Genomic DNA, 19,453 nt, shown 5'->3' on the forward strand with positions numbered 1-19,453 from the left:
CCAAGACGGCATCTACGACCTCTTCTTCGCCCACCACTGCCTTGCCAGTATCGACCTGCGCGAGGCCGACTAAACTGTTACCTATGTCCTGGCACGTTTGTTACCCATGTGTCCGGTCCATACAGGCCAGCAAAGAGAAAGTGACCCGACTCGCGGCAGCGAGACGGAACGCCCGCTGCGTAAGCGGCCAGGTCGAGACAACCCAACCTGGAGCGCGCGAACCAAAGCCCCTCGCCACGTTGACCCCACACAGCCCCCCACCGCGTTCCACCCATAGAGATGAACGCACTCGCTCCACCCCTTTCCCTTCCACTGGCTTACCCCCGCCGGCGATTTCGCTTACCCTCGCCGCCCATGGATGCCACGGTGGACGAGGACGCAACGCTGATGCTGGCCTATGCGCAGGGTGACCTGAGCGCATTCGAGGCACTGTACGCGCGTCATCGCGGCACGCTGTACCGCTTTTTGCTGCGGACTTGCCGTGACCAGGCGGTGGCGGAGGAGTTGTTCCAGGACACCTGGAGCCGGGTGATCGCGGCACGCGAACGCTATCAGCCGCAGGCGAAGTTCACTACGTGGTTACTGCAGATCGCGCATAACCTGCTGATCGACAGCCATCGCCGCAAGCGGCCGATGCTGGAGGGCGAAGCGGCCGAGCTGGTGCTGGCCCAGGTGGAGATACCGCCGCAGGAGCAGCCGGAGCATGCACTGTCCGATTTTGAGCAGCGCCGGCGCCTGCAGCGCGCCATCGAACAATTGCCGGACGAGCAGCGCACAGCGGTGCTATTGCGCCTGGAACAGGACTTGAGCCTGGAGGAGATTGCCGAAGTCACCGGGGCCGGCCGCGAAACCGTGAAGTCGCGACTGCGCTATGCCATGAACAAACTGCGCGAGCAGCTGGCCGAATGAATACGCATCATCCCGACGACGAACGTTTGCCCGGCGAGGACGAGCTGGCGGCGCTGTATCGCAAGCTGCCGCACAAAGAGCCCGGCCCGGCACTCGATGCCGCCGTGCTGCGCGCCGCCGCGCAGGCGGTGCAGCCGGCACGTCGCCGTCGTGCGCGCTGGCCGGTGGCGCTAAGTAGCGCGGCCGTGCTGGTGCTGGCGGCCGGCTTGGGTTGGCGCATGCGTGACATGCCGGTGGCGACGGTTCCGTCCGCACCGGGTGCCACGACGCTGGAAGCGCCGCCTGCGCCAACGGTCGCAGCCAATGCAGGCGCAGCGCCCGCCGTCGAGGAGCAACTGGCCACCAAGCAAGCCGCACCCGGGAAGTCTGAGTTGCAGGCGACGGTCGTCGCTGCGCAGCCGGCGCCTGCGCCCGTGCAAACCCGACGTAGTGCGCACATCAACGCAACAGCGATGAAGAACGCGCCCAGCTATGCGCCGGCCGAACCATCGCTGGCGATGTCTCGTGCCGAAACGGCACCGGTACAGGCGCCCGCACAGGCACAGGCGGCGGATCAGGCGATCGCTTACGACCACCCTGCCGCGCTGGTATCCGGCGAAGCCGCACGCGCGAAAGCGGCACCGGCGACGCGCATGATGGCGGCACCCGCACCGATGGCCGCGGCGGCACCCGCTCCCGCACCGGCGATGGCGCCACCGGCGGACACGACGCGCGATGCGCACGACACGCCCGCGCAGGAACTCGACAAGATCCGCCACCTGCTCACCGCCGGCCAGCGCAACGAAGCACGGCAGCGGCTGGCGGATCTGCATCGCGATCATCCGGACTACCCGCTGCCCGACGATCTGCGCGAGCAATTGCTGACGCCATGAGCGCAGCGACGCATACGCTTGCCGGACCCTGCCAGCACGCCGAGGACATCAAGAAGAGCCGCTTCCTGGCCCAGGCCGCTCCGGTGGATTCGCCGGAACAGGCGCTGGCCTTTGTGCGCCAGGTCAGCGACCCGGCGGCGACGCACAACTGCTGGGCGTATCGCATCGGCCAGGATTATCGATTCAATGACGATGGCGAACCCGGCGGCACCGCAGGCCGTCCGATCCTGCAGGCGATCGAAGGCCAGGGCATCGATCGCGCGGTCGTGGTGGTCACACGCTGGTTCGGTGGTGTGAAGCTGGGTGCGGGCGGGCTCGTTCGCGCTTATGGCGGCACCGCGGCCGAATGCCTTCGAGTGGCCGAGCGTTTGCCGATCATCGCGATGGCCCGGCTTGGACTGCATTGCGAGTTCGCCGAGCTGGCGCTGTTGAAGGCGCGCCTGAGAGAACTTGGCGCGCAGATCGAACAGGAAGACTTTGGTGCCGATGGCGTGACCTTGCAGTTGCGTTTGCCGGAAAGCCAGGTAACCAACGCGCAGGCACGCATTACCGATATCACACGCGGCCGCACCGAGGCGCGAGTGCTGTCGTAGGAGCGCACCCTGTGCGCGAAAGCCCTGCATAGCAGGGCCGCTTTTGCTACATGAGAAAGAGCATGGCCCTGCTGCGCAGGGCTTTCGCGCACAGGGTGCGCTCCTACAGCGCGCGTTCAACGCTGCCATCAAAAAGCCAGCAGGCCGCCTCGCGCACTGCCGCGGGCGTCCGCATAATCGCGCGCTGGCGCGGCACCGCGCGCCGTCCATGGACTCTAGGGGAAAAGGAAAACCATGCAGCGCCTGCCCGGCCTCGACCTGTTGCGCGCCATCGCCATCGTGTGGGTGATGCTGTTCCATTCCTACATCGTCGGCGGACTCGGCGACAGCTTCAGCTTCCTGGAAAGGAACGGCTGGATGGGGGTGGATCTGTTCTTTGTGCTGAGCGGCTACCTGATCGGCTCGCAGTTGCTCAAGCCGCTGAGCCAGGGTCGGCCGCTGGCGTTCGGGCGCTTCTATATGCGACGCAGCTTCCGCGTGCTGCCGGCCTATCTGGTCGTGCTGGCGGTGTACTTCACCCTGCCCTGGGCGCGGGAAGCCGAAGGTATCCAGCCGCTGTGGCAGTTCCTTACCTACACCGTCAATTTCCTGATCGACTATCGGCACAACCAGGCGTTCTCGCATGTCTGGTCGTTGTGCGTGGAAGAACACTTCTATCTGCTGTTTCCGTTCCTGGCCTGGTGGCTGGTGCGGCACCCTTCCGTCGGCAAGTTCGTCGGCCTGTGCGTCGCACTGACCATCGGCGGCATGTGGCTGCGCGGTTATCTGTGGCATCACATGGATGGGCGCTTTGTCGAAGTGATCTATTACCCCACCTACAACCGTATCGATGGCCTGCTGGCTGGCGTGGTGCTGGCAAGTATCCAGGCCTATCGCCCGGCGTGGTGGCAGCGCCTGCAGGACAAGGCCGGACTGCTGTTGCTTGGAGGGCTTGCCGCGGTCGGTTTCTCTCTCGTGATTTTTCAGGATCGCGCCGGTCTGCTGGCTACGGTGCTGGGTTACCCGCTGCTGTCCTGGGGGCTGGCGTTGGTGGTAGTGGCGGGAACGAGCCCGTCGTGCTGGCTGGGTCGCTGGCGTGTGCCGGGCGCCGGCTGGGTCGCGCTGGTTTCGTACAGCCTCTATCTGAGCCACAAGATCGTGTTTCATCTGGTACAGGCGGCGCTGGCGGAGCATCCGCAGATTCAGGGCCTGGCGGCGTTTACGGTTTATGCCGTGGTAACGCTGGCCGGGGGTGCGTTGCTCTACTACACCGTGGAAAGGCCGTTCCTGCGGATGCGTGACCGGATGCAGAAGCGGCCGCACGAGGTAGCACCGACCGTGTTTGCGCCGAAATCGGCCGGGGCTTGATGCTTTTAAGCCCCTCTCCCTTCGGCACCCCGTAGGTAGTCCCCGTGGGACCAGCACCATCTCCCGAAGGGGAAGGATTGAAATGTGGGGCGCCATCTCAGCACCCATCCGCACCTCTGTGATTGAATCGCCCTTCGAGACCCCCATGTGGAACGGGTCCAGCATGCGGCGAATTTCATGAGCGTACCTCCGGCGACCGATACCTCACCCAAGCGCCGCCTCGGCGCCCTGCGCCAGCTCTGGCCTTTCCTCAAGCCGCATCGCGCACTGGCGATCGGCTGGCTGGCGTTCCTGGGGATTTCCTCGGCAGCCACGCTGGTGCTGCCGATGGCGGTGCGTCACATGATCGACCAGGGGTTCGGCGCGGAGAGCGCCGCCACCATCAACACGACCTTCCTTGGCCTGTTCGGCGTGGCGCTGGTACTCGCCGCGTCCACGGCCGCGCGCTATTTCTGCATCACCCTGCTGGGCGAACGCGCCCTGGCCTCGATGCGTTCCAAGCTGTACGCGCATGTGATCCGGCTGGATGTGGGCTTCTTCGAACGCAGCCGCGTGGGCGAACTGATTTCGCGCCTGGGCACGGACACTGAAGTGGTGCAGGCGCTGATCGGCTCCGGCATCTCGGTGGCGCTGCGCAGCACGGTGACGCTGATCGGCGCGGTAGTGGCGATGGTGTGGACCATTCCGCGACTGGCCGGCTTCACCGCGCTGGTGATCCCCGCGATGATGCTGCCGATCCTGCTGTTCGGCCGCCGCGTGCGCAAGTTGTCGCGGGCCAGCCAGGATCGCCTGGCGGATGCCGCGGCCATTGCCAACGAAACCCTCAATGCCGCACCGGCGGTGAAGGCTTATGCGCGTGAAGACATTGAGAGCACGCGCTACGGCGGCGCCATCGCCCGCGCACTCGCCACGGCGCGCAAGCGCATCGGCACGCGCTCACTGCTGACGGCGACGGTGATCGTGCTGATGTTCGGCGCGATCACCCTGGTGCTGTGGATCGGCGCACGCGATGTGCTCGCCGGTAACCTCACGGCCGGCTTGCTGAGCCAGTTCGTGCTGTATGCGATCTTCGCGGCCGGCTCGGTGGCGAGCCTTTCCGAGGTATGGGGCGATGTGCTGCGCGCGGCCGGCGCCATGGAGCGTATCGGCGAGCTGTTCCATGAGCGCGCGGAGATCACCAACCCGGTCACGCCGACACCGCTGCCGAAGCCCATGAGCGGCGCGCTGCGTTTCGAGCAGGTGAGTTTCCATTACCCCACGCGTCCGGATGCGCCGGCGCTGCATGACTTCAACCTGCAGATCCACCCCGGCGAAACGGTGGCCCTGGTCGGCCCTTCCGGCGCGGGCAAGAGCACGGTGCTCGCACTGCTGTTGCGCTTCTACGATCCGCAAAGCGGCCGCATCAGTGTCGACGGTGTCGACCTGCGTGCGCTCACCCTGTCCGACCTGCGCGGCGCGATTGCGCTGGTGCCGCAGGAGACGGTGATCTTCAGCGGCTCGGCTGCCGACAACATCCGCTTCGGTCGTCAGGATGCCAGCGACGACGAAGTGCGCGACGCAGCACGCGCGGCGGAAGCGCACGAATTCATCAACGCATTGACCGAGGGTTACGCCTCGGAACTGGGCGAGCGCGGCGTGCGTCTCTCCGGTGGTCAGCGGCAGCGCATTGCGATCGCTCGAGCGATCCTGCGCGATGCGCCCCTGTTGTTGCTCGACGAAGCGACGTCGGCACTGGATGCGCAATCCGAGGCGGCGATCCAGCAGGCGCTGGAGCGCCTCGAGAAGGGGCGCACGACCCTGGTGATCGCACATCGCCTCGCGACGGTGCAGCGCGCCGATCGCATCGTGGTGATGGATGGCGGCCGCATCGTGGCGCAAGGCACGCACGAGAGCCTGCTCGCCGAAGGTGGCTTGTACGCGGAGCTGGCAAGGCTGCAGTTCGTGGCGTGATGTGTTGGTAGGAGCGCACCCTGTGCGCGAAAGCCCTGCGCAGCAGGGCCTTGCTCTTTTCTATGTGGCAAAAACAGCCCTGCTGCGCAGGGCTTTCGCGCACAGGGTGCGCTCCTACAGGCGGTGAAGTTGGTCCGTCAGTTCGCGCACCTGGCGCACATCACTGCGCCACTCGCCGCCTTCCATGTCGTGTAATGCCGGCCGCTGGTGACGCATGCCGGAGGGCAGCAATTGCTTCGCTGAGGCGTGGAATTCGTGGGCGCCGGTGGCTTTGGCGAGCGCGGCGATGTTCTGTGCGCTTACTCCGGCGCCTGGCATCACGGTGATGCGTCCGGTGCTTTGCGTAACCAGCTTCCGGATCAACGGCGCGCCTTCCGGCGCGCTGGCCTGTGCGCCAGAGGTGAGTACGCGCTCGCATCCGAGTTCGATGATGTCTTCCAGCGCCTGCTCCGGGTCGCGCGTCATATCGAAGGCGCGATGGAAGGTCACGCCCATCTCGCCGGCCGCTTCGATCAACATCCTGCAACGTGCCTTGTCGATAGCACCCTCGGCATCCAGCACACCAAGCACCACGCCATCACAGGCGAGCGCAGCGCAGGTTTCGATATCGCGCCGCATCAGCTCGCATTCGAGGTCGTTGTAGAGAAAATCGCCGGCACGCGCGCGGATCAGCACATACAGTGGAATGTGCAGACGCTCGCGCACCATCGCGATCAGCGCCATGGATGGCGTGAGGCCGCCCAGCTCGAGCGCGGTGCATAGCTCGACGCGCCCCGCGCCACCTTCCTGCGCGGCCACGGCCGACGCCACCGAATTGGCCGCCACCTCGAGCAGGAAACCCTGGCTCATCAGTAGACGCTCTTGGCCGGGATCAGGCCATCCTGCTTCGCGGCATCGCAGACGGCGTAGGAGAAGCCGGGCTGGATCGCGAACGCGCCGACTTCGCCGTGACGGTTCATGGCGAGAAAGCCGACCTGCAGATCCTTGGACGCATTCGGGCGGCGCTTGACGATGCGCATCACGGCCTCGTGGCAGGCCTCCTGCGGCGAGCGTCCCTGACGCATCAATTCCACGACCAGGAAACTGCCGGCGTTGCGGATGACTTCTTCGCCGACGCCGGTAGAAGTAGCTGCGCCCACGTCGCCATCCACGTAGAGACCCGCACCGATGATCGGGCTGTCGCCGACGCGGCCGTGGAGTTTCCACGCCATGCCGCTGGTGGTGCAGGCACCGGCCAGGCGGCCATGGGTATCGATGGCGAGCATGCCGATGGTGTCGTGATTGTCCTTGCCACCGGGCAGACCGCCCTTGCCGTAGTCGCGTACTTCGCTGTTGGCGCTGGGTTGGTAATGCGCGGTCTTCAGCCACTCCTGCCAGGCCTGGCGGGATTCCGGCGTGAGCAATTCTTCTTTCTTGAAGCCCTGTTCCAGCGCGAATTGCAAGGCGCCATCACCGACCAGCAGCACATGCGGCGTGCGCTCCATTACCCGGCGGGCCACCTGGATCGGATGCGCGATATGTTCCAGCGCGGCGACCGCGCCGCAGTTGCCGTCGGCGTCCATGATGCTGGCATCGAGCGTGACTTTGCCGTCGCGATCGGGATAGCCCGCGCGGCCCACGCTGTGGTTCTTGAGATCGGCCTCAGGCACCTGTACGCCGGTTTCCACCGCGTCGAGCGCGCTGCCACCTTTGCTGAGTACGGTCCATGCGGCCTGGTTCGCGGGGATACCGAAATCCCAGGTGGAGATGACGCGCGCGACACCGGCCGTGCCGGCTGCAGTTTTGCTGCCGGCGTGGGCGGGCAGCATCTTGGCGGACAGGGCCGCCGCGGACATACCCAGCGCGGCGGTCTTGAGAAAGCGACGGCGATCGGCCATCAGGTGTCTCCTGGGCAGGTTTGAATAAGGTTAGGTTCGGATAAAGCGGGTTCGGATAAAACCATCATGCGGCAACCGGCACAGGGTACAGGCTGCCGCCCGTGACCGGCGCCCCCTTATGGGAGCCGCCGGTCACGGGCGCGCGGGTCAATAGTCGTAGCTGATGCCGAAGCGCACGTAGCGCGGCGACTCCATCACCTTCACCGTGTCGTACAGATCGTTGAGCTTGTCCGGTGTGTTGTTGCTGTTGTAGCGCGTGTACAGCACCAGCGGACGCTGCTGGTTCAGCGCATTGAACACGCTCAGGTTGAAGGCCAGCTTGTGGTCGGCGAAGGCAGGGCGATAGGTCAGGTTCAAGTCCACGCGATGGGTCCACGGCAGATCGCCCATCGAACCGGGCACCGACGGCTTGCCGTTGCACCAGTGATAGTACGAGCCGTAACCGTCGGGCTGGGTTTGGTTGGGACCGAAGAAGCCCAGGCAGTTGTGCGGACCGCCCGAAGCGAGGTTGACCACGCCCGACACCATCCATTCCGGCGAGATGCGATACACGCCATACGCCTTGATCTGGTGCGTGCGATTGTTGCCGAGCACGCCGTTGGCGCGATCCATCACATAAGCGTTGTCCCAGTCCTGCGTCACACCGACCGAATCGGTGCCGCGCGACACCTGCAGCAGACCTTCGGAGTTGCCGTAGCTGCGCGAGAACACGTAGCTGACGCGGCCGCCCCAATTGCCCTGCCCCAGCGGATGCTCCAGGAACGTCTCCAGCGCGTAGTACTTGCGCTTCGGACCCTGGGTGAAGCCCCAGTCCCCGTTGGTCATCGGCACCTTGACGTAACCCTGGTTGGTCAGCACCTGGAAGTCGTTGGTCTTGCCGGGATTGAAGATGTAGCAAGCGCCACGGTTGGCGGTGATCTGGTCGTCGGTCAGGCCATACATGGCCTTGGTCTTGGCGATCAGCAGATTGTCGCTGTCGCAGACGTCGTCGGAGATCTGGCGCAGCACGCGATAGGTGCCCTTGACGCCAGCCACCCACTCCGGACTCAGCAGCTTGGTAGCGCCGAGGATGAATTCATCCTGGTACTCCGCACCAAGATTGGTGGAAGCCACCGTGCGCGGATCGGGCGCCTGGCCGGTGTGGCCGTTGACGTCGAAATAGCCGAACGGCTTCAGGCCAGTCGGCATGCCATTGGCGTCGATGCCAGTGTAGGTGAAATAGCTGCGGTTCCAGGCGTAACCGGTGGCGCCGTCATAGGCCGTGTTGTTGTTGATCGCCAGGTAGTAGCGGCCGGCATTGCCGTACACCTTGAGGCTGGCGTCACCGTACACATCCCAGCTGAAGCCGACACGCGGCGACCAGTTGTGGTTCTGCGAGGTGAATTTCTGGCCGCTGTTGTTGTAGTTGGCGAAGGCGTCGTTACGCAGGCCCACGTTGAGCAGAAAGCGGTCGTTGATCTGCCAGGTGTCCTCGATGTACTGCGCGTGCTCCACGGTCCTCACGCTGGCCGCGCCGGAGACCACTTCCTTGACCACGTAATAACCGTTGCCGCCGGGCGCGCCGATACCGTTGCCCGGATCGACCGGCGCGGTGGCGTCGTTGTTGTGCGCGTAGGTCCAGCTGACGCTGTTGCTGCCCTGATCGATGGTGCGCGGCGTCTGGTCGTCAATGCCCAGGTTGATCTTGTGATCGCCCAGGCGCCATTCGAGGTCGATGCGCAGGTTGGTGTTCTGCGAACCCTGGTTCGGCGACGGCACCGAAAAGGTGGCCTGGCTGTTGCCGATCGGCCGACCGCCGGTCAGGGCCAGGTTCTGGTCCTGGATGTTCTGCAGGAACGGCAGGCTCGGGTCGTAGTTCACCGGACTCTGGTAGTCATGCAGGCGCATCTTGCCGTACATCGCGGTCAACGTGATGTTGTCGGTGAGATAGCCAGTGTACTTGGCAATGTAGCCGTCGCCGCCGGTCTTGGCGTGGTCGGCATACGACTGCACCGCACCGGCGCGATGGGTGGCGTAATCGAACGCGTAATTGGTGCCCGAGGTACTCTGTTTGCTGGAGATGCCGGTGAGTTCGAGCAGGTGGTTGTCGGTGATGTTCCAGTTGAGCTTGGCGTACCACTTCGGCGTGGTGTTGGAGTAGCGCTGTTGCGAGGGACTGCTTGCGTCGCTGGTGGTGGTCTGCGTGCCCTGCTGCTTGTCGGCTTCCGCGGCCACGAAGAAGTACAGGCGATCCTTGATCAGCGGGCCGCCCACATACGCGCTATAGGTGGTTGTCCAGCTCTTGTCGTCCTGGCGGTAGTCGTACAGCTTGCCGGCATAGCGGTTGCGCGCGTAGAGAATGTCGTCCGGCGAAGACATCAGCGAGCGCGGGCTCCACTGCACCTGCGCACCGAAATGCCACTCGTTGGTACCGCTCTTGCCGACCTGGCTGATCACGCCGCCGTCGGAGCGGCCATACATCGCGCTGTAGCCGCCGGTGAGCACTTCCTGCTGATCGATGGAACCGTAGGGCAACTGCAGCGCACCCTCGCCCTTGTACGGATCGGTGGTGTTGAAGCCGTTGATGTAATACGCGTTCTCCGCACCCGAAGAGCCACCGAACGACACGAGGTCGCCACCGCCGCCAATACGGCTGCCGAAGTTGGAGCCGGAACTCACCGTGCCCGGTGCCAGCAAGGCAATGTCTTCGGCGGTGCGCGCGAGCGGCAGTGTGTCGAGCTGGGCCGAGGTGATCACGGTGCGCGAGTCGACACTGCTGACGTCGATCGGCGGCAACCCATTCGCGGTGACCTGCACACCCTGCAGATTAGTGGTGGAGGCGCTGGCACCCGTGCCGGCGAAATCCACCTGGGTACCGCTGCTGACGCGCAGCGCGACCTGCTCGCGGCTGGCGACCACCGCCCCCTGGCGTTCCAGGCTCACGGTGTACACACCCAACGGCAAGGCGCCAGCCTGGTAACGGCCATCCGCGCCGACCGGAATGCGGCGCGATACACCATTGTCGCCTTGCACCAGCACCGAGGCGTTCTTGGCGTCGCCGCCGATCGTGCCGAAGATCGTGCCGGTGGTCGACTGCGCGAAGACCGTGCCGCTCAAGGCAAGCCCCACGACCCACGCCAGCGCATTGCGGGACAAACCCTGTCCGCGAAGATTCATTACCTTCATGCCCTCACCTCACCCATGACTGTTGATGTTGTATTGCCGCCGAGGATTCCCCGGTCTCCGCATGACTGGACCTGTGCGGCCGTCGTGCGTGGCCGGGCCGACGGCGCCCGGCCGATGTCATTCACGTCTCGCCGCGCACCAGCAAACCCGCGGCGCCCACCATGCCGAGCTGACCGTGCTCGATCAGGCGCACAGGTACGCCGCCAAGGAATTCGCGCATCACGCCCTTGTTGAAGAAGCGCTGGCGGAACTCGCTGTGCGGAAGGAAGGAGCAGATGTGCGGCAGGATGCCGCCGGCGAGCAGCACACCGCCGGAAGCCTTGAACAGAATGGCCAGATCGCCCGCGAAACTGCCCAACATGGCGCAGAAGATCTGCAGCGCCTCGTGCGCCAGCGGATCACGCGACGACATGGCCGCGGCGCTGATCTGCTCGGGCTGCGTATGGATCGCCGCCTGCTGTTCGAGCTCGGCGAGCGCGCGGTAAAGATTGACCAGACCAGGACCTGACAGCACGTGTCCGGTATGCACATAGTCGCGGCCGCGTGCGAGCAGTTGCAGCAGCTCGACCTCGCGCTCATTGCCTGGCGCCAGTGCGACGTGGCCGCCTTCACTGGGCAAAACGGTGGCCCCTGCCTTGTCCGGCAGCAGCAAGGCGCAGCCCAGGCCGGTGCCGGGGCCGACCACCACCGTCGGCCCTTGTGCCGCCGGGGCATCAATCACCGCGATGCTGTCGCGCTCGTCGAGGTATTGCGTGGCATAGGCCAGCGCTTCGAAATCGTTGACGACATCGAGCTGGCGCAAGGCGAGCCGCTGGCGCAGCCCGGAAAGCTTCACTGGCCAGCGCAGATTCTCCGCGACCAGTTCGTCGTCGCGCACATAACCGGCGACGGCAAGCGCACCTTGCTCAACCGCATGGCCTGCCCCGTGCCGCGCAAGGAAATCGTCCAGGATGTCCGCGAGTCCCGGCCAGGCCGAACAGGCGTAGCGCTCGTGCGCCAGTACCGGCGCCTGGCCTTGCGGTGAGGCATTGACCAGACCGACACGCGCATGCGTACCGCCCACGTCGGCTGCCAGTACGACCCGCGGCGCCTGTGTCGATGCCTCCCACCCACGATCCCGCATTGCCGTCCCCCAGTCACGCGATGGACACGAAGATGCCGCGCCCTTGTCACTTGGACTGATGCTAAATCACGAATGGTAACGTTATCAATGGTTGCAAATGAGTCCATCTAACGCGCACGGAGGGAGAGCTCCGGGCGGGATATCTGTCGCCATGATGCTTATATATAAGGTGTATATGCGCTATCGCGAGTCGATGGATGGCGCGATCTGGCTGGACGCCAGCCTGCGCGTGTCGACCGAATGAAGTCGCCGCATCCATCATTGATGGTAACGATACCTGGATATCGCGCCACGACGAGTCATCACCTGCATCCGCCGGCGGCCGCTTGGGCTAGGATGCGTTATCACCGACATGGAGCGCGTTGCGTTGCGCAAGCCCACCATCAAAGATGTCGCCAGTCTTGCCGGCGTTTCGCCGATGACGGTATCGCGGGTGATCAACCGCGAACCCACAGTGCATGCCGACACCATCCAGAAAGTGCGGCGCGCAATCGACACGCTGCAGTACCAACCAGACGCCACCGCACGCAGCCTGCGCGGCACCCGCTCGTTCACCATCGCCCTGGTCTACGACGACAACCCCAACGCCAACTACATCCTCAGCCTGCAGAACGGTGTGCTGGCTGCATGCCGGGAACGCGGCTACGAGCTACTGATCTATCCGTGCGACGCGGCGTCGCCGAAGCTGGTGGACGAGTTGTGCCTGCTGGCCAAGAACGCGCGGCTCGCCGGCCTGGTGCTCACGCCGCCGATGTCGGAGAACCCGCGGCTGCTGGCCAAGCTCAAAGCCAACAAGGTGGACTACGCGCGCATCATCGCCGCGCGCAACGATCCCCGCGACGGCGCACCGTGCGTGTATGTCGACGATCACAAGGCGGCGTATGCCATCACGGCCTACCTGGTCCAGCTCGGGCATACCGAGATCGCCTTTCTGTGGGGCGACCCGCAATACCGCTCCAGCGCGGAGCGCTACCAGGGCTATGCCGACGCGATGAAGGAGCACGGCATACCGATCAAAAAGAAATACGTGCTGGAAGGCACCTACGTGTACGAGGACGGCTTCCGTCGCGCGCGCAAACTGCTGGCCGGCAAGGAGACGCCGACCGCTATCTTCGGCAGCAACGACGAGATCGCCGCGGGCGCGCTCGCGGCGGCACGCTCGGCGGGGCTGGACGTGCCGTGGGACCTTTCCATCGCCGGCTTCGAGGACAACCCGTTTTCGCGCCAGGCATGGCCGGCGCTCACGACGGCCAGCCAGTCGACCAGCGAGATCGGCAAGCATGCGGCCTCGCGCCTACTGGATCAGTTGCAGAAAGGCGTTGCAGCGGGCAGCGAGCGCTTTGTGCCGGAACTGGTCATCCGCGGCTCCACCGCCCCGCCGCGCACGGCGAAGCGATGAGCGTCATCCACGCACATTGCGGGCATAAAAAAATCTCGCACCTTGCGGTGCGAGATTTTTTTGATTTGATGGCCGACGCAACGCCGGCTCGACGAATCACTTACGCGATTTCAACGCCCGAAGCCTGGGCACCCTTCGGGCCCGTGGTCACTTCGAACTTCACGCGCTGGCCTTCCTGCAGGCTGCGAAAGCCCTTGGAGTTGATCGCCGAAAAGTGGACGAACACGTCCTCCCCACCGTCCTCAGGCGCGATGAAGCCGAAACCCTTGGCGTCGTTGAACCACTTGACCGTACCGAAACGCATTGCGTGAACCTCTGAATCATGGAGTTGGATGCGCCATGGTTTCGCATAGAACCACCACAACCCCTTGGTCCGCCGCCCCTGGCACATGGGAAGTATCAACATGTTTCATGGTAAAGCGCAATATCCGGGCGCGTATTGCCATGACCTGGTAGGCAGTGTTGCTTAGCTTTTGAGCAGCTCCGCAAGAATGCGCGGCACTTCGGCGGTGGCCGCAGCCAGGTGAGCGAAGATTTCCTCGATGCTGATTTCCGCTTCGTCGCCGCAACCGGCAGCGAAATTGGCGACCAGCGCAAGGCAGGCGTAAGCGATGTCCAGCTCGCGCGCCAGCACCGCCTCCGGCATGCCGGTCATCCCGACCAGATCGCAACCATCGCGCCGCATGCGGGCGATTTCGGCGCGGGTCTCCAGCCGCGGTCCCTGGGTGGCGCCATAGCAGCCACCATCGAGCACGGGCACGCCGGCACGCCCGGCCGCCACGATCAGGCGGCGGCGCAACGCCTCGGTGTACGGCTCGCTGAAGTCGATGTGCTTTACCTCCGCGCCTTCGATATCGCAGAAGCTCGTGTAGCGTCCGTGGGTGTAGTCGATGACCTGATCGGGCACCACGATCACGCGCGGCCCCATATCGGCGCGGATCCCGCCGACGGCGTTGACACCGATCACCGTGCGCGCGCCCAGCGAATGCAAGGCCCACAGATTGGCGCGATAGTTCACCCGGTGCGGCGGCACCGTATGGCTTTCGCCATGGCGCGCCATGAAGGCGACACGCTTACCGGCGAAGTCGCCGATCACCACATCCCCCGAGGCCGGCCCGAACGGGGTGTCCACGCTATGCCGCGTGGCGTTCTCGAGGCCGGGGAAGCTGTACAAGCCGCTGCCGCCGATGACGGCCAAGTCAATATTCACGGGTCAGTCCTGGATTCAAAAAGAAAACGATTTCAGCCGCGCAGCAAGGCGAGCCGGGTTGCATAACTTTGCAGATGGCGTGCCAGTGCGTCGCGGGTACGCTCATCGACCAGCTTGCCATCGACCAGCTTGGTATGCGCCTGGAACACCAGCACTTCGCCCAATGGCTCGGTCTGGGCGCCGGCGCGGCGCAATACGAGGCGCAAGGCATCCTGCGCACGTACGGTGCCGGTGATCCCCGGACTGGCGCCCATGATGCAGACAACCTTGCCGGCCAGCGCCGATGTCTTGCGGTCGCGGCCTGCGCGCGAGGCCCAGTCGATGGCGTTCTTGAGCACGCCGGTGATGCCGCCGTTGTATTCCGGACAAGCGAGCAGCAAACCGTCGGCGGCATCGATGGCCTGCTTCAGCGCCACCACCGGCGCCGGATCGCCCTGCTCTTCCACGTCCTGATCGAACAGCGGCAGATCATGCAGGCGATGGATCCCGATGGCCATGCCGTCGGGTGCCAGTTCCTGCGCCGCGTGCAGCAGCGCCGTATTGAACGAGGCAGCCCGCAGGCTGCCCGAGATACCCAGAATGTTCATGCAGTCCCCACTGGCAAGACTCACTTGAGCGCGTAGATGCCTGGCAAGTTACGACCCTGCTCGTGGTAGTCCATACCGAAACCGAACACATAGCGGTCAGGCAGCTCCACGCCATTGAAGTCGGCGCCGATGCCATCGACCAGGCGGTCATGCTGCTTGGTGCACAGGCTCACTATCAGTACGCGCTTTGCACCGCGGCGCACGCAGTCGTCGCGCACAGCTTTCAGCGTGTGGCCTTCATCGAGGATGTCGTCGACCAGCAGCACGGTGCGTCCTTCCAGCGGCACCAGCGGCTCACGCAGCCAGTGCAGCTCGCTGCCGGAGGTGGCGCCGCGGTAGCGAGTCGCATGCACGTAGTCGAATTCCAGATCGGTGCGGATCGCCAGCGCCAGATGGCCCGCGAAGATCAGCGCACCATTCATCACCGTGAGGAAGACTGCGCGCTCGCCATCGAGTGCGGCGTCGATGCGGCGCCCCAGGTCGGCGATCACGCCTTCCAGTGTGGCGCGATCGAACAGCAGATCGGCTGAGGCCAGCGCGGCGCTGAGCGGGGGCATGGGAGTCGGAGCCACGGGTGTCGTCATGCGTTGCCTTCCTCGGCGTCCAGCGCCGTTATGCGCGCGATGAAACGGTCGCGCTGCGGGTTATCGGTAAGCCCTTCCCAGGTAGCGCCCAGCGCGCCGCGCAGTGCGGCCAGGCGTTCCGGTGCGGCGGCAGCGCGGCCCTGCACCGCGGCGATGGCTTCATCCACCACGTCGGGGAAGCAGGCCAGCACCAGGTCGCAGCCTGCATCCAGATGCGCATGTACGCGTGCGGCGACACCGCCTGCGGCACCTGCCGCGGCCATGCTGATGTCGTCGCTGATCACCGCCCCCTTGAAGCCGAGCTCCTGACGCAGGATCTGCTGGATCCACACCTTGGAGAAACCGGCCGGCTGCGGGTCCACGGCGGGATAGATCACGTGCGCCATCATCACTGCCTCGACCCGCGCCTCGATGCATTCGGCGAAGGGATACAGATCGTTGCGACGGATGACATCCAGGCTGCGCGGATCGATCGCCTCCGCCTTGTGCGTGTCGACTTCCACCGAACCGTGACCGGGAAAATGCTTGAGCACCGCCGCCATGCCGCCCAGATGCATGCCGCGGACATAGGCCTGGCCCAGTTCGGCGGCGGCGGTGGGATCGGCATGGAAAGCGCGCAGGCCAATGGCTGCGTTACCGCGAGCCAGATCGACCACGGGCGCAAAGCTGAAGTCGACACCGATGGCACGCATCTCGCTCGCCATCACCCAGGCGTGCTCCTCGGCCAGGCGAATGGCCTCCTTCGGACGACGATCGTAAACCTCGCCGACACTGGCCAAGGCTGGCAATCGCGTGAAGCCATCGCGGAAGCGCTGCACCGGGCCGCCCTCCTGATCGACGGCGACCAGGAAGTCCTCGCCGGCCACCTCGCGGATCGACTCGATCAACGCGGACACCTGTTCACGCGAAGCGAAGTTGCGGGCGAACAGCAGCACACCGGAAACACCCGGCGAGGTCAGCCATGTCCGCTCGGCAGCAGATAGTTCCAGCCCGGCCAGACCAATCATCAACATGAAGTCTGCTCTCCTAGGGGATGCTGTCCCGCGTCGTCGGCATTCCGCTCGGCCGATGTCCAGCACGCATACGGGTGCTCGATCAGATTGACGTTGTAATAGCGCGCCAGCGCGCTGACCTCACGCCCCAGCCAGGCGGGGCGAGGGAAAGCGGCGTCCGGCGCGTCCAGTTCCACTTCGGCTACCACGAGCCCGGCGTTGTCGCCGAGAAACTCGTCGATCTCGAACACTACCCCGTCAACGGTGACGATGTGGCGAAACTTTTCCAGCACGCCGTCACACAGGCTGGCCAGCAGGGCTTCGGCGTCGGCCAGCGGCACTGGGTACTCGAACTCGGCCCGCTCGATGCCCAGCTGCGCGGATTTGATATTGAGCCAGGCGCGCTCACCCGCGCGGCGTACGCGTACGGAGGCGCGCGTATGGCCGGCGCGCAAGGCTTCGGCACCCACCAGGTAGCCCTGCGCGATGCGCTCGCTCCGTTCCACGGCCGGACGCCACGCCTCGCTGTGCAGGAGAAACTTACGTTCGATCTCGACGCCCATTAGAGCCTGCTCCATGTCTTTTCATAGCCCGCGCCGGGAGCTGTTTGCGCGCAGGACAAGGAAGAACGAGGGCGTGTACGTCCGTACACAACCGAGTGATGACGCCGACCTGCGCGCAAACAGACCCGGCCCGAAGGGTTGCTTGTCCGTAGGCGCCATGCGGCGGTGCGCGGCTTGGCCTTGCAGCCAGCCAGGCCCGGCGCCACGCCCCACCACCTGGCGCCTACGGACAAGCAACGCGGGCTACGAAAAGACATGGAGCAGGCTCTCAATCGCGCTCGAACAGGGCGATGGATTCGACGTGCGCGGTATGCGGGAACATGTCCATCACACCCGCCGAGCTGAGGCGGAAACCGTGCTTCTGCACCAGGATGCCCGCATCGCGCGCCAGCGAACCCGGATGGCAGGAAACGTAGACAATGCGGCGCGTCTCGCGATGCGGCAAATACTCCAACACCTTGTCGGCACCGGCACGCGGCGGATCGAGCAACAGCTTGTCCCAGGACTGCTTGGCCCATGTGGCGTTGCGCTGATCCTCGAACAGGTTGGCGACTTCGAAGCGTGCGTTGCCGATGCCGTTGCGCATGGCGTTCTCCGCCGCACGCTCGACCAGTCCGTGCTCGCCCTCCACACCGACCACTTCGGCCACGCGGCGCGCGATCGGCAGGGTGAAGTTGCCCAGGCCGCAGAACAGATCGAGCACGCGGTCGGTGGGCTGCGGATCGAGCAGCTCCATCGCGCGCGCCATCATGCGCTGGTTCATGCCGGCATTGACCTGCACGAAGTCAAGCGGACGGAATTCCAGCTCTACGTCCTGCACATCATCACGACCGCTAGCAATGCGGAAAGCCAGACGCGGATGTTCCGGCCACAGCGGATGCACACTGCTGATGCCGCCGGGCTGCAGATAGATGGCGAAACCGTGTTCCTGACCGAAAGCGGTGAGCGCGGCAAGATCGCGTTCGCTCAGCGGCTTGAGGTGACGGAATACCAGGGCGACGGTGTCGTCACCGGCGGCGAATTCGATCTGCGCGATATCGGCCGCCGCGTCCATCGTGCTGAGCAGCGCGGCGAGCAGGCCGATCTTGGGGCCTAGCGCCGGATGCGCCACTTCGCACTGCTCGATATCGGCGACAAAACGCGGATTGTCTTCTTCGCGAAAGCCGACCAGCACCCGCCCCTTCTTGACCACATTGCGCACCGACAGCCGGCCTTTGCGGCGATAGCCCCAGGGCTGGTCGGTCAGCGGCGGCAGCCACGATGCGGGACTGACCTTGCCGATGCGCTCGAAATTCTCGGCCAGCACCCGCTGCTTGGCCTCGATCTGCGACTCGGCATCCAGGTGCTGCAGCGAGCAGCCGCTGCATTGGCCGTAGTGGCGGCACTTCGGCTCGACACGATGCGATGACCGCGTGCGCAACTCGACCACTTCGGCTTCGTCGAAATGACGATGGCGCTTGCGGATGCGCAACAGCACCTCCTCGCCCGGCAAAGCCCCTGAAACGAACACGGCCTTGCCGTCGATGTGGGTCACGCCACGGCCATCGTGGCTAAGGTCGGTAATGCTGGCTTCGAATTCTTTCATTGCGACTGACAAAAGACGCGCGCCCGGATGCTGGGATCCAGGCGCGCGGAAAGTGAGAGAGAGGCGCGACAGCGGTTTACTTCTGCTTCCACGCGCCCGAGGCGTCCTGATAATACCAGCCGGACCGGGCCTTCTCGATCCAGCCCTTGGCAAAGGTAGCGCGGATCTGCGACTCCCATTCGGGATGGCTGTTGGCATTGGCCACTTCACGATACAGCGCGCTGCGGTCACGGTTTTCGTCGGCCACGGTGGCACTGACTTCGGCTCGCTGGTTCAGCGGCACCTTGGAGGCATCACGCACGGCGACCAGGCCATCCTTGGTGAAGCCCACGGCGCCGCTGTCGAACAGCGCGCCCAAGCCCCCCTGGAAGCGGCTCTGCATGCGCGCGCGGATCGCTTCCGTGGTGCTGGTCTGGATGCGGATGTCCGGCGTGTCGGCGGCGTAAGCGGCCGGAATCAGCAGATCCAGCAGCATCGCCGACGGCTGCTTGCCGGGTTTCGCCGGTTCGAGCTTGCTGTCTTTATCGTCCGGCTTGACCGCCGGCTTGCTGTTGTCCAGCACGGTGCCGATGAACTGGTCGGCAGCCTTTTGCGCCGCCGCTTCGGGAAAGTAGACATTGATCGTGACGCAGCCCACCAGGGCGACGAACAGCGAAGTCAGCAACAGATAAACGAGCTTGCGCATGATCAACTCCCT

General features: G+C 64.9%; 18 protein-coding genes. 6 read left to right on the forward strand and 12 right to left on the reverse strand.

Going from position 1 to position 19,453, the window contains the following annotated elements:
- Window positions 1-354: 354 nt before the first annotated feature.
- The 5 genes from ISS97_RS09730 to ISS97_RS09750 all read left to right on the forward strand — a co-directional run bounded on the left by ISS97_RS09730 (window position 355) and on the right by ISS97_RS09750 (window position 5,671).
- Complete coding sequence (locus ISS97_RS09730) at window positions 355-909, forward strand: RNA polymerase sigma factor (protein ID WP_379986882.1); 555 nt, start codon at window positions 355-357, stop codon at window positions 907-909.
- Window positions 906-1,781: a hypothetical protein gene (locus ISS97_RS09735; RefSeq protein WP_379986881.1), complete on the forward strand. Its 876-nt coding sequence runs from the start codon at window positions 906-908 to the stop codon at window positions 1,779-1,781. Before ISS97_RS09730 ends, ISS97_RS09735 begins: the two co-directional genes overlap by 4 nt.
- The gene (locus ISS97_RS09740) at window positions 1,778-2,374 is read left to right on the forward strand and encodes an IMPACT family protein (RefSeq protein ID WP_379986880.1); all 597 of its coding nucleotides are present in this window, start codon (window positions 1,778-1,780) and stop codon (window positions 2,372-2,374) included. The genes ISS97_RS09735 and ISS97_RS09740 overlap by 4 nt, the downstream gene beginning before the upstream one ends.
- Before the next feature lie 234 nt (window positions 2,375-2,608).
- The gene (locus ISS97_RS09745) at window positions 2,609-3,721 is read left to right on the forward strand and encodes an acyltransferase family protein (protein ID WP_379986879.1); all 1,113 of its coding nucleotides are present in this window, start codon (window positions 2,609-2,611) and stop codon (window positions 3,719-3,721) included.
- 177 nt (window positions 3,722-3,898) lie between these two features.
- A complete protein-coding gene (locus ISS97_RS09750; RefSeq protein WP_379986878.1) occupies window positions 3,899-5,671 on the forward strand; it encodes an ABC transporter transmembrane domain-containing protein in 1,773 nt (590 codons plus the stop codon).
- Window positions 5,672-5,785: 114 nt separating this feature from the next.
- Here the strand turns inward: ISS97_RS09750 and ISS97_RS09755 are convergent, their stop codons facing one another.
- The 4 genes from ISS97_RS09755 to glk all read right to left on the reverse strand — a co-directional run bounded on the left by ISS97_RS09755 (window position 5,786) and on the right by glk (window position 11,836).
- Window positions 5,786-6,520 carry a copper homeostasis protein CutC gene (locus tag ISS97_RS09755; RefSeq protein ID WP_379986877.1) on the reverse strand — a complete coding sequence of 245 codons (735 nt, stop codon included), beginning with the start codon at window positions 6,518-6,520 and terminating at the stop codon, window positions 5,786-5,788.
- Entirely contained in the window at window positions 6,520-7,548 is a 1,029-nt protein-coding gene (locus ISS97_RS09760; RefSeq protein WP_379986876.1) for a N(4)-(beta-N-acetylglucosaminyl)-L-asparaginase, read from the reverse strand. Before ISS97_RS09760 ends, ISS97_RS09755 begins: the two co-directional genes overlap by 1 nt.
- A gap of 147 nt (window positions 7,549-7,695) precedes the next feature.
- Complete coding sequence (locus tag ISS97_RS09765) at window positions 7,696-10,713, reverse strand: TonB-dependent receptor domain-containing protein (RefSeq protein ID WP_379986875.1); 3,018 nt, start codon at window positions 10,711-10,713, stop codon at window positions 7,696-7,698.
- 121 nt (window positions 10,714-10,834) lie between these two features.
- A complete protein-coding gene (gene glk, locus ISS97_RS09770) occupies window positions 10,835-11,836 on the reverse strand; it encodes a glucokinase (protein WP_379986874.1) in 1,002 nt (333 codons plus the stop codon).
- 367 nt (window positions 11,837-12,203) lie between these two features.
- On the opposite strand from glk, the gene ISS97_RS09775 reads away from it, so the two are divergent.
- Entirely contained in the window at window positions 12,204-13,235 is a 1,032-nt protein-coding gene (locus ISS97_RS09775) for a LacI family DNA-binding transcriptional regulator (RefSeq protein WP_379986873.1), read from the forward strand.
- Between the two features lie 100 nt (window positions 13,236-13,335).
- On the opposite strand, the gene ISS97_RS09780 is transcribed toward ISS97_RS09775, so the two are convergent.
- From ISS97_RS09780 to ISS97_RS09815, 8 genes are all read right to left on the reverse strand, one after another.
- Entirely contained in the window at window positions 13,336-13,539 is a 204-nt protein-coding gene (locus ISS97_RS09780; protein ID WP_324150468.1) for a cold-shock protein, read from the reverse strand.
- Window positions 13,540-13,701: 162 nt separating this feature from the next.
- The gene (locus ISS97_RS09785) at window positions 13,702-14,445 is read right to left on the reverse strand and encodes an S-methyl-5'-thioinosine phosphorylase (RefSeq protein WP_379986872.1); all 744 of its coding nucleotides are present in this window, start codon (window positions 14,443-14,445) and stop codon (window positions 13,702-13,704) included.
- A 32-nt stretch (window positions 14,446-14,477) separates the two neighbouring features.
- Window positions 14,478-15,032, reverse strand: coding sequence for an NADPH-dependent FMN reductase (locus tag ISS97_RS09790; RefSeq protein WP_379986871.1), 555 nt, complete (start codon window positions 15,030-15,032; stop codon window positions 14,478-14,480).
- A gap of 20 nt (window positions 15,033-15,052) precedes the next feature.
- Window positions 15,053-15,616, reverse strand: a complete 564-nt coding sequence (locus ISS97_RS09795; protein ID WP_379986870.1) for a hypoxanthine-guanine phosphoribosyltransferase — start codon at window positions 15,614-15,616, stop codon at window positions 15,053-15,055.
- Window positions 15,613-16,629 carry a beta-N-acetylhexosaminidase gene (gene nagZ, locus ISS97_RS09800; RefSeq protein ID WP_379986869.1) on the reverse strand — a complete coding sequence of 339 codons (1,017 nt, stop codon included), beginning with the start codon at window positions 16,627-16,629 and terminating at the stop codon, window positions 15,613-15,615. Before nagZ ends, ISS97_RS09795 begins: the two co-directional genes overlap by 4 nt.
- On the reverse strand, window positions 16,623-17,171 hold the full coding sequence (locus tag ISS97_RS09805) for a CYTH domain-containing protein (RefSeq protein WP_379986868.1): 549 nt from the start codon (window positions 17,169-17,171) through the stop codon (window positions 16,623-16,625). Before ISS97_RS09805 ends, nagZ begins: the two co-directional genes overlap by 7 nt.
- Window positions 17,172-17,439: 268 nt before the next feature.
- Window positions 17,440-18,756, reverse strand: coding sequence for a 23S rRNA (uracil(1939)-C(5))-methyltransferase RlmD (gene rlmD / locus ISS97_RS09810; protein WP_379986867.1), 1,317 nt, complete (start codon window positions 18,754-18,756; stop codon window positions 17,440-17,442).
- A gap of 76 nt (window positions 18,757-18,832) precedes the next feature.
- The gene (locus ISS97_RS09815; RefSeq protein WP_379986866.1) at window positions 18,833-19,441 is read right to left on the reverse strand and encodes a YdbL family protein; all 609 of its coding nucleotides are present in this window, start codon (window positions 19,439-19,441) and stop codon (window positions 18,833-18,835) included.
- Between the last annotated feature and the right edge of the window lie 12 nt (window positions 19,442-19,453).

The organism is Dyella koreensis, assembly GCF_044904565.1.
Lineage (GTDB): Bacteria > Pseudomonadota > Gammaproteobacteria > Xanthomonadales > Rhodanobacteraceae > Dyella_D > Dyella_D koreensis.